Origin of the sequence: Microbacterium sp. UBA837, assembly GCF_002296025.1 — a bacterium.
Classification (GTDB): domain Bacteria; phylum Actinomycetota; class Actinomycetes; order Actinomycetales; family Microbacteriaceae; genus Microbacterium.
In genome coordinates, this window is the sequence record NZ_DBHD01000175.1 from 55882 (window position 1) to 69487 (window position 13606).

Annotated in this window: 13 protein-coding genes and 1 pseudogene; 8 read left to right on the top strand and 6 right to left on the bottom strand. The window is 68.3% G+C overall.

Going from position 1 to position 13606, the window contains the following annotated elements; genetic code table 11:
• The 4 genes and pseudogenes from B3587_RS12580 to B3587_RS12595 all read left to right on the top strand — a co-directional run.
• Complete coding sequence (locus tag B3587_RS12580; protein ID WP_137878348.1) at nt 1-855, top strand: carbohydrate ABC transporter permease; 855 nt, start codon at nt 1-3, stop codon at nt 853-855.
• Nucleotides 852-1856, top strand: coding sequence for a nucleoside hydrolase (locus B3587_RS12585; RefSeq protein WP_137878347.1), 1005 nt, complete (start codon nt 852-854; stop codon nt 1854-1856). The genes B3587_RS12580 and B3587_RS12585 overlap by 4 nt, the downstream gene beginning before the upstream one ends.
• A 150-nt stretch (nt 1857-2006) precedes the next feature.
• A complete protein-coding gene (locus B3587_RS12590) occupies nt 2007-2891 on the top strand; it encodes a ribokinase (protein ID WP_292729149.1) in 885 nt (294 codons plus the stop codon).
• 1132 nt (nt 2892-4023) lie between these two features.
• Nucleotides 4024-4612, top strand: a pseudogene (locus tag B3587_RS12595) (aldo/keto reductase); the annotation flags it as partial.
• 36 nt (nt 4613-4648) lie between these two features.
• Here the strand turns inward: B3587_RS12595 and B3587_RS12600 are convergent.
• Nucleotides 4649-5221: a TetR/AcrR family transcriptional regulator gene (locus B3587_RS12600; RefSeq protein ID WP_292729152.1), complete on the bottom strand. Its 573-nt coding sequence runs from the start codon at nt 5219-5221 to the stop codon at nt 4649-4651.
• Between the two features lie 185 nt (nt 5222-5406).
• On the opposite strand from B3587_RS12600, the gene B3587_RS12605 reads away from it, so the two are divergent.
• Nucleotides 5407-5904 carry a DUF2269 domain-containing protein gene (locus tag B3587_RS12605; protein ID WP_292729154.1) on the top strand — a complete coding sequence of 166 codons (498 nt, stop codon included), beginning with the start codon at nt 5407-5409 and terminating at the stop codon, nt 5902-5904.
• Between the two features lie 46 nt (nt 5905-5950).
• On the opposite strand, the gene B3587_RS12610 is transcribed toward B3587_RS12605, so the two are convergent.
• From B3587_RS12610 to B3587_RS12630, 5 genes are read right to left on the bottom strand one after another with little or no spacing between them, the layout of a single operon-like run.
• On the bottom strand, nt 5951-6859 hold the full coding sequence (locus B3587_RS12610; protein ID WP_292729156.1) for a DMT family transporter: 909 nt from the start codon (nt 6857-6859) through the stop codon (nt 5951-5953).
• Entirely contained in the window at nt 6856-7140 is a 285-nt protein-coding gene (locus tag B3587_RS12615; protein ID WP_048809451.1) for a DUF2933 domain-containing protein, read from the bottom strand. Before B3587_RS12615 ends, B3587_RS12610 begins: the two co-directional genes overlap by 4 nt.
• Entirely contained in the window at nt 7137-8180 is a 1044-nt protein-coding gene (locus tag B3587_RS12620; protein WP_045246019.1) for a type II glyceraldehyde-3-phosphate dehydrogenase, read from the bottom strand. Before B3587_RS12620 ends, B3587_RS12615 begins: the two co-directional genes overlap by 4 nt.
• 39 nt (nt 8181-8219) lie before the next feature.
• The gene (locus B3587_RS12625) at nt 8220-9875 is read right to left on the bottom strand and encodes an ABC1 kinase family protein (protein ID WP_045246018.1); all 1656 of its coding nucleotides are present in this window, start codon (nt 9873-9875) and stop codon (nt 8220-8222) included.
• A 21-nt stretch (nt 9876-9896) separates the two neighbouring features.
• Nucleotides 9897-10454, bottom strand: coding sequence for an AAA family ATPase (locus tag B3587_RS12630; protein WP_045246016.1), 558 nt, complete (start codon nt 10452-10454; stop codon nt 9897-9899).
• Nucleotides 10455-10515: 61 nt separating this feature from the next.
• Here B3587_RS12630 and B3587_RS12635 point away from each other — a divergent pair, with 61 nt between their 5' ends.
• From B3587_RS12635 to B3587_RS12645, 3 genes are read left to right on the top strand one after another with little or no spacing between them, the layout of a single operon-like run.
• Nucleotides 10516-10800, top strand: a complete 285-nt coding sequence (locus tag B3587_RS12635) for a metal-sensitive transcriptional regulator (RefSeq protein WP_242089017.1) — start codon at nt 10516-10518, stop codon at nt 10798-10800.
• 47 nt (nt 10801-10847) lie between these two features.
• Entirely contained in the window at nt 10848-11207 is a 360-nt protein-coding gene (locus tag B3587_RS12640) for a heavy-metal-associated domain-containing protein (RefSeq protein WP_292729168.1), read from the top strand.
• Nucleotides 11204-13489: a heavy metal translocating P-type ATPase gene (locus B3587_RS12645; protein ID WP_292729171.1), complete on the top strand. Its 2286-nt coding sequence runs from the start codon at nt 11204-11206 to the stop codon at nt 13487-13489. Before B3587_RS12640 ends, B3587_RS12645 begins: the two co-directional genes overlap by 4 nt.
• Nucleotides 13490-13606: the final 117 nt, after the last annotated feature.

Sequence of the window (13606 nt, forward strand, 5' to 3'; positions counted from 1 at the left end):
ATGACCCTCGATGTCTCGACGGCCAGAGAACGGCGATACGGCCGGTGGCTGCTGCTGGCTGTGCTCCCCATCGTCGCGGTGTCGCTGCTGCCCCTCTTCTATACGTTCATCTCGTCCTTCCGCCCCGGAAGCGAGATCTTCCAGTACCTCAGCCCGCTCTCCGTCCACACGTTCTGGCCGAAAGAACTCACGCTCGAGAACTATGCCACTCTCTTGTCGGGTACCTTTCTGCCCGCGCTACTCAACAGCGTGATAGTCACGACCGTGACTGTCGTGATCGGGCTGACTGTGGCGTCGCTCGCAGCATTCGGGCTCGCAGTGTTCGACTTTCCGCTCAAGAACGCGCTGTTCGTGGCACTGGTATTGAGCTTCCTGATCCCGTTCGAAGCGGTTGCCATCCCGCTGTCCTCGATGTTCCGTGACCTGGGTCTTGCGAACACCTACGCGGGCCTGATCCTGCCGGGCATCGGCAACGGGCTCGCGATCTTTCTCCTACGACAGTTCTTTCTCGGGATACCTCCGTCATTGTCCGAAGCCGCCCGCATCGACGGCGCGTCGTGGCTCAGAGTGTTCTGGACGATCTACCTGCCGCTGTCGCGCCCGTCGCTCGTGGGGGCGGGACTGATCCTGTTCGTCTTTCAATGGCAGTCGTTCCTCTGGCCGTTGATCATCGCCCCCAGCCCCACGATGAAAGTCGCCCCGATCGCGATCGCCGACCTGGCCGGTGAGGCGGAGATCGACTTCGGCGCTATGTTCGCCGGCGCACTGCTTACCGCCGCCCTGCCCCTGATTCTCCTTCTCGTCTTCCAGCGGCAGTTCACCAACTCCCTCGCCTCCAGCGGAACGAAAGAATGACCCTTCGTCACCATCTCATCATCGACTGCGATCCGGGCAGCGGGGTCCCGTTCTCCGACGTGGACGACGGGCTCGCGCTAGCCCTTGCGCTCGCACACCCTGACGTGCACGTGGACGGAATAACGATCGTCGCAGGGAACACGCCACGGGAACTCGGCTATGCATCCGCGGCGGAGCTCGTATCTCTTGCGAAGACGCATACGCCGATCTTCGTCGGCGCTGACGACCCTCCCGGCGGGGACGACACGGTCTGGAGGCCGCTGCTCGACGACAGGCGCGACGCGACGGCCTGGAAGAGCGAGTACGGCGGCTCCATCTTCCTCGCACCCACCGGGCACACAACGACTCGAACGGCTGTCGATTTCCTCGTGGACACGGTGAAGGCATCACCGGGTCAGATCACGATCGCAGCATTGGGGCCTCTGACCAACATCGCCGCCGCGATCCGCCGCGATCCGGGATTCGTTCGCGCCGTCAAACACATCGCCGTCATGGGCGGAGCGTTCCTTCAGGACAGCTTGCCGCAAGAGCTCAACTTCGGATACGACCCGGACGCCGCGCACATCGTCATGACATCAGGGGCAGACCTGTCCCTGATCCCCTTCGATGTCACATCGACGACGTTGCTCACCCATCAGCAGCTCGAGCTGCTCGATGAGGACGACCCGCTGCAGGCATTCCTCAAGGCCACGACCTCGCCCTGGATGAGGTATACCGATTCCCGGTTCGGGCTCGGCGGCTGCTACCTGCATGACCCCCTCGTCATCGCCAGCCTCATCGACCCGAGCCTGGTCACCTGGAAGACCGCATCCGTGGACGTCGTCCTGGCCGATCCGGTGGCGCGCGGACGACCGATCCGTTGGGACCCGCAAGGAACCATCTTCGGCGGAGGGTCCCAAGTACTGCCCCATATCGGGTCCGCGCATGTCGCGGAAAGCGTCGACCGAGCGAGATTCGCCGGACTCCTCGTCGACACCCTCGCAGGTTTCCGTGTGCGCTGAACGCCGACGGGGCTGTGCACAAGCGCCGGCGCGGCTGACCCCGTAGAGTGCCGTCGGTCGATCTGACCCACCAGCCATGCCAGGCCCTTGCGCAGCCACTCGACATTTCGAGTGTTGACTCAATCCAATAGGAGGTTTCTCATCGAAGGCTTGCCTAGCACCGACGTGGCAGTCGTCGGATCCGCGAACCTCGACTACGTCGTTCATGTTCGTCGACCACCAGCTCCGGGCGAGACGGTCCTGGGGAAGCGACTATCTACCTACCCCGGGGGCAAGGGACTGAACCAAGCCGTCGCTGCCGCAGCGATCGTCCGGACCGCTCTTGTCGGGGCCGTCGGGAACGACCCGGCAGGTGATCAGCTGCGGCGCGCGCTGAATCAAGTGCACGTCGACACGAGGTTCCTCCACTCCGTTCGAGAGGCTTCAGGGGTGGCCATCGTGCATGTGTTCGATGGGGCAGAGAACAGCATCACGGTGATCCCCGGCGCGAACGAGAGCCTCACCGCGGACGATACGACTGCCGCCCTCGCAGTCCTCCGCCCGCGAATCGTCATTTCTCAACTTGAGGTACCTCTCGAGTCGGCCATCGCCACAGCGCACTGGGCCAAGCAGAACAACGCACGCTGGATACTGAACCCGAGCCCACTCGACCGACTGATCAATGCATCCCCAACGCAAACGATTCGTAGCCTTCTGCGATCGGCGGATCCCCTCATCGTCAACGCCGCCGAAGCGTCGGCGCTACTGCGAACGCCCACCGGTGCCACATTCAGGGAACTTGCCGACGAACTCACTTCCCACGCGTTATCGGTAGTCGTAACCAATGGGGCCCAAGGTTCCTATGTAGGCGACATATCCGAACTAATCCTCGTGCCTGCCGACCCGGTGCAGGTCGTCGACACGACCGGTGCCGGCGACGCCTTCGCAGGAACCCTCGCCGGACACCTTAGCGCTGGTAAGGACCTAGCAACTGCGGCAAGACTCGCGAGTCGTTCAGCCGCACGGATTGTGGCGACTCCGCGCTCTGATCGCTGAGAGTGAGTTTCGTATCGCTCTACCGAGTTCGACACCGGTCGCGTTGTTGGCACCTCCAGCGACCACGATCGATAGTGTGGCGGCCGCCTTGGCCAGTGCAGCGGGCTGCAGGGCGGGCACTGGGCGCACTCCGTCTTCACAGGACGCGCCCCGTACATGGGCGATTCGGTCTGCGTTCAGCTGCCGGACGATGGACCGGTGGATTCGACTGCGTGCACTGTAGCGATCCTGCCGGGTGATAGGTGCCGGGCATGCGTCTTGCGATCACCGACAGTCGCTTGAGAGCTACACAGGATCCTCTTTGCCATGCGTAGGAATGTGCCATATCGCGTGGAATCCTGGCCCTGAATCCGTTGCCAACTACCGTGGAATCGTGGGGTTTCATGCCATCTCGAGCTGGAACCTACAATAGGTGTAGGTTCCATGTCGGATCCCGATGATCCTTGCGTAAACCGCGATATCGGCCGGACTACTTTGCATTTACGCAAAGAATGAGTTGATGCAGGTCGCCGGCGAGATGGGCGAGGCTGGTGCGGTACGTCTGGCCGTCATGTAGGTTCCACGCCGAAATGACATATTCCACGGGTAGTTGGCAGGCACTTGGCATCTCTGCCATTTGCCGTGGACGATCGGCGGTCCGGCGCGACTGATGAGACGGGGGCGCGCGCGTTTACGTCTCACAGCTCGGCGGCGCGTACGCCTCGGTTCTGCGGCCGACGAACACCTACGTCGCGCGTCTATCGGCCACGGCCGCGACCCCCGGATGGCCAGATCTAGGACGCGGAGCGTTCCTCGACCGCGGGAGCGTCGTCGACATACTGGCTCGCGGCGTCCCACCAGGGGTTCTCGCGTACGCGGTAGAGGAGGGTGCGTTCGCCGGGCACTCGCTCGACGAGCTCGATGAAGTTCGCGCGGCGAAGCTACTGGATGAGTGGATGCACGATTCCGGGGGAGAGTCTCGTTGCGTCGGTGATCGACCTCGAGGAGAACTTCTCGCCGTGCTGCGCGCCCGCGAGCTCGACCCCACCGCCGACGTGGGGTTCAGGTGGGGTCCTCGAGCGCGGATTCGGTCGTCCCTACGATCAGTATCCCTGTGTAGGTTCCACACCGAGATGACGGTTTTCACGGGTACGTGCTGCTCCTGCACCGCCCCGACGCGCTCGTCGAGCCCGAGGAGGTCGCCCGCGCGTTCGATCACCTCGAGTCGTCGGCGAAGGTCCGTCACTTCGGGGTTTCCAACCACGCCCCCGTCAGATCGACCTGCTGAAGACGGCGGTGAGGCAGCCGATCGTGGCCAACCAGGTGCAGCTGTCGATAGGAACACGCCGTCCTGATCGCGCAAGGCCTCTCGTCGAACATGACCGACTACGACGACTCCATCACCCGCGACGGCGGCGGCCGGGCCGACTACGCCAGGATCAACGACATCACGCTGCAGGCGTGGTCTCCGTTTCAGAAGGGCTTCCACGGCGGCGTGTTTCCTCGACTCGCTCGACTACCCCGAGCTGAACGCGGAGCTCGACCGGCTCGCCGCGAAGTATGTGGTGACCTCGATCGCGGTCGCCACCGCGTGGATCACCCGGCGCCACGCGAACATCCAGGTCGTGCTCGGCACCACCACCCCGTAGCGCGGCGCCGACGCGGCCCAAGGCTCCGACATCCCGCTCACGAGAGCCGAGTGGTACGTCCTCATCCAGGCCGCCGGCCACAACGTGCCCTGATATTGCTCCTGACCGCGTGAACGACGGTCGGTCTGCTCACTCCTCGGCGTCTTGCCGGATGGTGGCGACGACGAGCGTGGCGAGTCGTGAGACGGCGGTCGTGTCGGGCAACGCCGCGGCGGCGCCGATCGCGCCGACCGCGTACGCGGCGAGTTCCTGCGGCGAGAGGTCGGTGCGGGTTGTTCCTGCCCGGGTGTCGTCGTCGATGATCTCCTGCACGAGCGCGGTGAGCTCGGATTCGGCGGGTGCGAGCCGGATAGTGCCGTGGAGTGCATCGTCGTCGTCGTCGCCGTGCCGGTGCCGGCGCAGCCGGGCGTAGGCGAGCAGCACGTCGGACAGCCGGGATTCCGGCGGGCTCTCCTGTGCGATGGTTCGCAGGCGCTGCAGGTGGCGTCCGATCTCGCGCTCCTGCCACGCGGTGAGAGCGGCGGCGACGTCGGGCACGTACTTGTACAGCGTCGCCCGGCCCACCCCGCTCGCCTCGGCGAGGGCGGTCATGGTGAGTCCGGTCAGGCCGTCCCGGTGCACGAGCCGACCGGTAGCGTCGAGGATCGCGTCCCGCACCGCGGAGCGATGTTCCACGATGGTGTCACTCCACAGCTTGGGCACTCCCCTACCTTATCAGGAACGAGACGCTTTGACCTGTATGCAACAGTGTGTATAGATAAAGCCGTGATGTCGAAACCGAGTCCGGTGCCCCGCTGGGTGATCGTCGGGGGAGTCCTGGTGCTGCTGGCCGCCGGGGCGTTCGTGGTGCTGCATCTGACCGGCAACGGGATGGCGGGGATGCATTGATGGGCGCGTCCGGTCGTCGGCTGCGGTCAGTGTTGCGGGCGTTGCATGTCGTGTTTTCGATCGGGTGGGCGGGGTCCGTGGCCGTGTTCTTGGTCGTGGCGGCCGCCGGCTGGGCGTCGCCGGACGCGCGGATCTGGGCGGGTGTGTACGCGGCGCTGCAGGTGACCATGTGGTGGGCGGTGGTGCCGCTGGCCGGGTTGTCGCTGCTGACCGGGATCGGGGTGTCGCTGGTGACGCGGTGGGGGCTGACCCGTCACTACTGGGTGCTGTTCAAGCTGGTGCTCACCGTGGTCGCGACTGGCGCTCTTGTGCTGCACACCGGGGTGGCCGACACCGCCGCGCACGCGTCCCTCCAGGTCGGTATGGACTTCTCCGCGGTGCGGCTGCAGCTGATGGTGGACGCGGTCGCGGCGTTGGTCGTGCTGGTCGTGGTGATGATCCTGGGGTTCGTCAAACCCCGCGGGACCACCCCGTGGGCGGCCCGGCCCGTCTCCTGACTGTGCGACGTCCGTCTGCCGGACGCCGGGTGTGGCAGGCGGGCGCTCAACCTTCAAGCCGACGGGACGCGCGGTCAGCGTGTCTGCCGGGGATGGTGAGGAGGGCGACGGAGCCGATCACGATGGCGGTGCCGGTCCAGCCGAGCACGCTCTGGGTCTCCTGCAAGAGCCCGACGGACAGGACGATCCCGAAGACGGGCACGAGGATCGTCCATGTTGTGAGGATGTCGAGCCGGGACCGTTGCGTCTCCGCGTACCAGGCGACGGTGGTCGCGGCGGTGCCGGCCAGGGACATCCACAGCAGGGAGAGCACGAATCCCGGCGTCCATTCAATGACCGGCGGACCTTCGACGATCGCGGCGGCGACGAGGAGGATCCCGCCGCCGAGCAGCAGCTGCACGGTGGCGACGAGGAACGGGTCGGCGCGCACGGCGCGGCTGATGAGGGTGCCGGCGGTGACGGCGGCGGCGGCGGTGAGGGACAGCCATGCCCCGGTCCCGGCGCCGGCGGGCAGCACGATGAGCAGGAGTCCGGCGAGCCCGGTGAGCATCGCGGCCACCGATCGCAGGGAGGGACGTTCGCGGTAGAGCCACCAGGCGGGCAGCAGGATGAGGACGGGCTGGACGTTGGCCAGCACGGACGCGACGCCCGTTGTCAGGCCGATGGTGCCGCCGAACATGGCGGCGTAGGCGATGGCGACGTTCACGACGCCGAGCACGCCGATCAGCGTCCAACTGCGTACCTCGCGGGGGACGGGCGCGCGGCGGATGACAGTGAGGATCAGCAGAGCGGCACCGGCGACGAGGGCGCGCAGTGCTGCGAGCCAGAGGAGCGGGGCGTCTTGCAGCCCGACGCTGATCGCGACGAAGCAGGATCCCCACGCGAAGGTGATCCACAGCATCCGCCAGGGGCGCGGGGCGCGCCGATCGGCGCCGGGAACAGCGGGTGTGTTCATGCGGGGTCGGTCGGGGGCGGGTCTGTGTCGTCCGCGGTGCGGGGGTGTCGCTGTTCGTGGTCGTGTCCGGGGTCGCCGTGCCCTCCGTGGCTTCCGTGTCCGCGGTGGCCGAACAGGTGAATCGCGGCGATCGCGATGATGCCGGCGTAGGGGGCGGCTGCGGCGAGGTGAGTCCAGTGGTCGATGATCAGGTAGAGCGCGATCCCGGCGACCGCCAGTGCGATGATCACCCACATCCAGACCCGTCCCGTGCGGGGCGGCCCCGCATGCCGGGTGGTCATGGGTGCTCCGGGGTGAGGAAGTCGTGTCGCATGCCGAGGCTCTCGTCGGTGCGGCGGATGGAGGCGGCGGGGTCGGTGGTGGTGCCGGTGAGCGCGCGGATCGCGTCGATGGTCTCGGGCACGACGATCGCTTCGTTGTAGACCTGGTAGGTGAGGTAGGCCTCGTCGCCGTCGACGGTGAGGAGGTCTTCCCAGACGGCGACTTCCCACATGTCCCCGCGGGGCCGGCCGAGGTCGCGCATCAGCTCGATGGTGGAGTTGAGGGCGACGAGCCCGTCGGACATGCGGATGAACGCGATGCGGGGCGCGGCGCGCAACGCGTCGAGGATCTCGTCGCGGGAGGCGCGGCGGGTCAGTTGCAGGGTCCAGTAGTGGTTGTGGGTTTGGGTGTGTGCGCCCTTGGCGGCGATGGTGACCACGTCCAGTCCGGGAAGCACGGTGCGCGCGTCGGGACCTTGGTGGGAGGGGATGACAGGTTCGGGGACCATCGTGTTCATGATCCCGCCCAGGTGCGATTCCCACGGGTCGGTGGCGCGGCGGATGAGGACCCCGCGGGCGCGTAGCAGCAGCCCGGCGTCGTCGAGCGCGCCGAGGACGCGGACGATGCTGGTGGTGTTGCAGGACACCACCCGGGTGCTGTCTCGGCCGAGGGCGGTGGTGTAGTTGGCTTGGGCGACGAAGGAGTGCCCGGTGGTCTCGTGTGCTTCCCCGCCCTGCACGATCGCCTTCACTCCCGCCGCCTGGTAGCGGGGCAGGTTCCCGGCGGCGACGTGTTTGGGGGTGGTGTCGACGATCACGTCACACTGCTCGAGCAGGTCGTCCAGGCTCCCGCGGGCGGTCAGGCCCGCCTCCTGCATCGCCTGCTCTGCTTCGGACGTGGAGGCGAACACCGGCAGCCGGTTCGCGGCGGACTTGATGCGCCAGTCGGTGACGATGTCCGCGACTCCGACCAGGTGCATGTCGGGTTGGGCGCGGACGGCGTCGGCGACACGTTTGCCGATGACCCCGTACCCGTTCACTCCGACATTGATCGTGTCCATGATGGTGTCCTTCCGTAGGGTGAGCAGGGGGCTCAGGGTTTAGCGGCGGGGGCGGCGGCGCATGGTCCACAGCAGGTAGCCGCCGAGTGCGCTGATCATGCCGGCGCCGGCACCGAGGAGGGCGCCTTGCCGGGGCCGCCAGCGGGCGTTCCCGCCGACAAGGGTGCCGATGCCGTTGATGAGGGCTGCGGCGATGACCCCGGCGATCACCCGGTTGCCGATGCGTTCGGCCCGTTCGACGAGCGGCTCGAGTTCGGCCGCGCGCAGGTGCACCTGGAACCCGCCGTCTTCGATGACATTCCGCAGCCGGCGCAGGGTGGCGGGCAGTTCCTCGAGGAGCGCGCTGGTGTCAGCACCTGCCCGCGCCCACCGCCGGGCGAGCGCGGACAGGGAGAGCTGGGCGCGGGTGAGGTGCTCCGCGTAGGGCTGCAACGCGTTCAGCATCTGGAAGTCGGGGTCCAGTAGCGCGGCGGTGCCCTCGGCTATCATCAGCACCTTGAACAGCAGCGCGGTCTCCTGGGGGAGATGCAGCTGGTGGTGTTGCAGGATGTCCAGCAGCTGCCGCAACATGCCGGCGAGGCTGATCTCCGACAGGGAACGGCCCCGGTAACGGCCGAGGAACCCGGTGAGCTCGTGGCGCAGCCCGGCCCGGTCGGAGACTTCCCCGGCGCCGGCCAGGCCGATGAGGGCGCTGGTGAGCGCGTCCGGGTCGTCGCGGGCGAAGGCGAGCAGCATGCCGGCGAGGTGGTCGGTGGTCTGTTCGCGCAGCTCGCCGACCATTCCGAAGTCGATCAGTGCGAGGGACCCGTCGGGTTGGACGAACATGTTCCCGGGGTGCGGGTCGGCGTGGAAGAACCGGTGCTCGAACACCATCGTGAGCACCAGGTCCGCGCCCCGACGCGCCAACGCCGCCCGGTCGATACCGGCGGCGTCCATTCCGGCCAGGTCGTCGATCCGCAGGCCGCCCACCCGTTCCAGCGTGAGCACCCGGGACGTGCTCGTCTCCCCGAGCACCCGCGGGATCCGCACCTGCGGGGAGCCTGCGAAATCTTGAGCGAACCGTTCGGCGTTGCGGGCCTCCTGAAGATAGTCGAGCTCAGCGCGCAGTGTGCGGGCGAACTCGTCCACGAGGCCGGGCAGGTCGTACCGGCGGACCGTGTCCCAGCGGCGGTGTGCACGGTCGGCAAGGTCACGGAGGATGTCGAGGTCTTCGTTGACCTGCTCAACGACCCCGGGGCGGCGTACCTTCACGACCACATCGGTGCCGTCGTGCAGGGTGCCCGCATACGCCTGCCCGATGGACGCCGCCGCCAACGGCACCCGGTCGAACCGAGCGAACACCTCCTCCGGGTCCGCGCCGAGCTCGTCCCGCAACACCTGCACGATCTGCTCCCACGGTGCCGGGGCGGCCGCGTCCTGCAGCTTGGTGAACTCGGCGATCCACGACTGGGGGAGAAGGTCGTGGCGGGTGGAGAGCAGCTGCCCCAGCTTCATGAAGGTCGGCCCGAGCTCCTCCAACGCCACCCGCACGTGCTCCGGGTTCGTGTACGGGGTCTGCTGCGGAGTGTGCCCGAACGCGCCACGATGGAACGGGACCAGCCCGCCCAGACCGATCATTCCGGCGGCGACGCCCAGCCCGTGCCGGCGTAACACCGCACCGATCTGCCGGTACCGGCCGCGACGACCCTCACCCATCACATCCCCCTTTCTTCTCGGTCAGCGGGTCCGGTCGAGGATGAACTGGACACGCTCGTCCGGTGGCAGTGCGGGGACGGTGACCACGGGGAACGGCAGCTCCCGATACACCTGCCCGATCAGCTCGTGGAGGCGCTGCTGCGCGGCCGCGTCCTCGGTGCGCGCGTAATCGGGAGCCAGCGGCAGCAGGTCCAGCAGGAACACGGTCGCGTACCGCGCCTGGGTGACCGCGTCCCGCAGCGCGGGGTCGGGGTCGATGCCGAGGAACCGGTAGTAGGCCAGCGAGTCCGGCAGGGCCCGGTCCAGGAACACCGTCTGCGCCGGGTCCAGGTCACGCTCCTGCTGGATCTGCATCGCCACGACCGCGCGCTGGAACTGCGCCTGCCTGTCCCGGATCTGCCGGATGCTGCGCCCGCTGATCCGTTGCAGGTCGATGTAGTGGCGGGCATGCTCCATCGTCGTCGCATACCCCCGGGCGTGCAACAGGTTCACCGTCGTGGTCTTCCCCGAGCTCGGACCCCCGGTCAGCACATGCCAGCCGGACCCGTGAGCGGGGTGAGGATGCCGAACGCCGGTCATGTTCACACCCTACACCCCATACCCCTAGCGGGTATGCTAGATTGGGGTGAGGAGGTGCGAGATGGCACACGGATATGTGGACGACAAGCAGGCGCTGCTGGCGCGGCTGCGACGCGCGGAGGGGCAGGTACGGGGGATCGCGCGGATGGTCGACGAGGACGCGTACTGCATCGACATCCTCACCCAGGTGTCCGCGATCACCAAAGCACTGGAATCAGTGGCGCTGACCCTGCTGGAAGACCACCTCGGGCACTGCGTCGCGCAGGCCACCGCGGAAGGCGGCCCGGTTGCGGAGGAGAAGCTCCGTGAGGCCAACGCCGCCATCGCCCGCCTCGTGCGCTCCTAAGACACCCTCTACTCACATTCACACAAGGCTCTTGAAGGGAGCACATCATGACCGGACAGGGATTCCAGGACCTCGGCCTGCAGGCGACCAGCACCGGCGGTGGCTGCGCCTGTTGCAGCCCCACCTCCCACGCCACGGCAGCCACCGACACCGGCGCACCGGCGCAGCAGACGGCGGCGGGCGAGACCGTGTCGGCGCAGTTCCTGGTGGAGGGGATGACCTGCGCGCACTGCGTGCGTAGCGTCACCGAGGAGGTCTCCGCGATCGACGGTGTCTCCGACGTCGCGGTCGATCTGCACGCCGGCGGTGTGTCCACGGTGACGGTGTCCAGCGCGACGCCGGTGGATGCGGAGCGGGTGCGGGCGGCGGTGGAGGAGGCCGGCTACAGCCTCGCCTCAGCGTCATGACCACGACGACGACGGATGTCGATCTCGACATCACCGGGATGACCTGCGCGTCGTGCGCGACCCGGGTGGAGCGGAAGCTGAACAAGCTGCCCGGGGTGGCGGCGACGGTCAACTTCGCCACCGAGAAGGCCCGCGTGCACGCCGAGTCCCCGGTGCCGGTGGAGGAGCTGATCGCGGCGGTCGAGCAGGCCGGGTACGGGGCATCCGTCCCCGCCCCACCCGTCGACACCCCCGACGAGAAGACCACGCCGCAGGATGCGGAGTTGGTGTCGTTGCGGCAGCGGCTGATCGTCTCGGCGATCCTGGCGGTGCCGGTGGCGGTGTTGTCGATGATCCCGGCGCTGCAGTTCACCTACTGGCAGTGGCTGACCCTGACCCTGGCGGCCCCGGTGGTGGTGTGGGGGGCGTGGCCGTTCCACCGTGCCGCGGCGATCAACGCCCGGCACGGCGCCGCGACGATGGACACCCTGATCAGCCTCGGCGTGCTGGCCGCGTTCGGCTGGTCCCTGTATGCCCTGTTCTTCGGCGGCGCCGGCATGCCCGGGATGCGGATGAGCGTCACCTTCGTCGGCACCCCGCAGTCCGGCGGCCACGAGGTGTATCTGGAGGTCGCCGCCCTGGTGACGGTGTTCATCCTCCTCGGCCGCTACCTGGAGACCCGCGCGAAGCGGCAATCCGGGGAGGCTCTGCGCGCCCTGTTGGAGCTGGGCGCGAAAGACGCCGTCGTCCTCCGCACGGGTGTCGAGCAGCGCGTCCCGGTCGCCCAGCTGGTGCCCGGCGACATCGTGGTGGTGCGGCCGGGGGAGAAGATCCCCGCCGACGGTGTCGTCACCGAGGGTGTCTCCGCGGTGGACGAGTCGATGCTCACCGGCGAGTCCGTCCCCGTCGAAGTCGCCCCCGGCTCGAAGGTGGTCGGCGCGACGGTGAACACCGGCGGCCGGCTGCTGGTGGAGCTCACCCGGGTCGGCGCGGACACGGAGCTGGCGCGGATGGCCAGGTTGGTGGAGGAGGCGCAGACGGGGAAGGCGCAGGTGCAGCGCCTCGCCGACCGGGTCTCCGCGATCTTCGTCCCGATCGTCATCGCCCTCGCGATCGTCGCGTTCACGGTGTGGCTTCTGGTCGGGGCTTCCCCGGAGGTCGCGTTCACCGCCGCGGTGACGACGCTGATCATCGCGTGCCCGTGCGCGCTCGGGTTGGCGACGCCGACGGCGCTGCTGGTCGGCACCGGGCGGGGCGCGCAGCTGGGCATCCTGATCCGCGGCCCGCAGGTGCTGGAGCAGACCCGCCGCATCGACACCGTCGTGCTGGACAAGACCGGCACCATCACCGCCGGCACCATGACCGTCACGGCTACGCATCCGACTCCCGGCACCGATCAGGCGGAGCTGGTGCAGGTCGCAGCGGCGCTCGAGCATGGCTCCGAGCACCCCATCGGCCGCGCCATCACCACGGCCGCCAGCAGGCCGCTCGCGGCCGTGGAGTCGTTCGCCGCGGTGGCCGGGCAGGGGGTGCAGGGCATCGTCGACGGCCGCCTGGTCGCCGCCGGCCGCGCCTCCTGGATCACCACCCAATGGGCACTTCCCGTCCCTACCGACCTCGCCGCGACCATCGCGGCGGACGAGGCGGCGGGGGCGACGGTGACGGTGGTGGCGTGGGACGGGCAGGTGCGCGGGGCGATCAGCGTCGCCGACACCATCAAACCCACCAGCCGTGAGGCGGTCGCACGGCTCCGAGAGCTCGGGTTGACCCCGATCCTGCTCACCGGCGACAACCCCGGCGCCGCGCGGGCGATCGCCGACCAGGCCGGGATCGAGGACGTCCGTGCCGGGGTCACCCCGCAGGGCAAGCTCGACACCATCCGCGACCTGCAGGCCGCGGGCCGGGTGGTCGCGATGGTCGGCGACGGCGTCAACGACGCCGCAGCCCTCGCTGCGGCAGACCTGGGGATCGCGATGGGCACCGGCACCGACGCGGCCATCACCGCCGCGGACCTGACCATCGTCTCCGGCGACCTCGTGCTGGTCCCGGACGCGATCCGGCTGGCCCGCCGCACCCTGGGCACGATCAAGGGGAACCTGTTCTGGGCGTTCGCGTACAACGTCGCCGCCCTCCCGGTCGCGATGCTCGCCCTGCTCAACCCCATCCTCGCCGCCGCGGCAATGGCGTTCAGCAGCGTGTTCGTCGTCACCAACAGCCTCCGCCTGCGCCGCTTCCGCCCCCTGCCCACCCCAACCCGTGCCGGCGCCCCCGCCACCCGAGAGCCCGCGCCCGTCCAGGCCTAGCCATCGCTCGAGAAGGAGACACACCATGTCCCACGACCACGACCACGACCACGACCACGACCACTCCGGGCACGACCACACGCACGGGCACGCCCATGGGGGACACGAGCATGGTGC

Bases quoted from the DNA above. Each gene is read 5' to 3' on its own strand.
- B3587_RS12580 (WP_137878348.1), top strand. From the start codon at position 1: ATGACCCTCGATGTCTCGACGGCCAGAGAACGGCGATACGGCCGGTGG.
- B3587_RS12585 (WP_137878347.1), top strand. From the start codon at position 852: ATGACCCTTCGTCACCATCTCATCATCGACTGCGATCCGGGCAGCGGG.
- B3587_RS12605 (WP_292729154.1), top strand. From the start codon at position 5,407: ATGGGCGCGTCCGGTCGTCGGCTGCGGTCAGTGTTGCGGGCGTTGCAT.
- B3587_RS12610 (WP_292729156.1), bottom strand. From the start codon at position 6,859: ATGAACACACCCGCTGTTCCCGGCGCCGATCGGCGCGCCCCGCGCCCC.
- B3587_RS12615 (WP_048809451.1), bottom strand. From the start codon at position 7,140: ATGACCACCCGGCATGCGGGGCCGCCCCGCACGGGACGGGTCTGGATG.
- B3587_RS12620 (WP_045246019.1), bottom strand. From the start codon at position 8,180: ATGGACACGATCAATGTCGGAGTGAACGGGTACGGGGTCATCGGCAAA.
- B3587_RS12625 (WP_045246018.1), bottom strand. From the start codon at position 9,875: ATGGGTGAGGGTCGTCGCGGCCGGTACCGGCAGATCGGTGCGGTGTTA.
- B3587_RS12630 (WP_045246016.1), bottom strand. From the start codon at position 10,454: ATGACCGGCGTTCGGCATCCTCACCCCGCTCACGGGTCCGGCTGGCAT.
- B3587_RS12635 (WP_242089017.1), top strand. From the start codon at position 10,516: ATGGCACACGGATATGTGGACGACAAGCAGGCGCTGCTGGCGCGGCTG.
- B3587_RS12640 (WP_292729168.1), top strand. From the start codon at position 10,848: ATGACCGGACAGGGATTCCAGGACCTCGGCCTGCAGGCGACCAGCACC.
- B3587_RS12645 (WP_292729171.1), top strand. From the start codon at position 11,204: ATGACCACGACGACGACGGATGTCGATCTCGACATCACCGGGATGACC.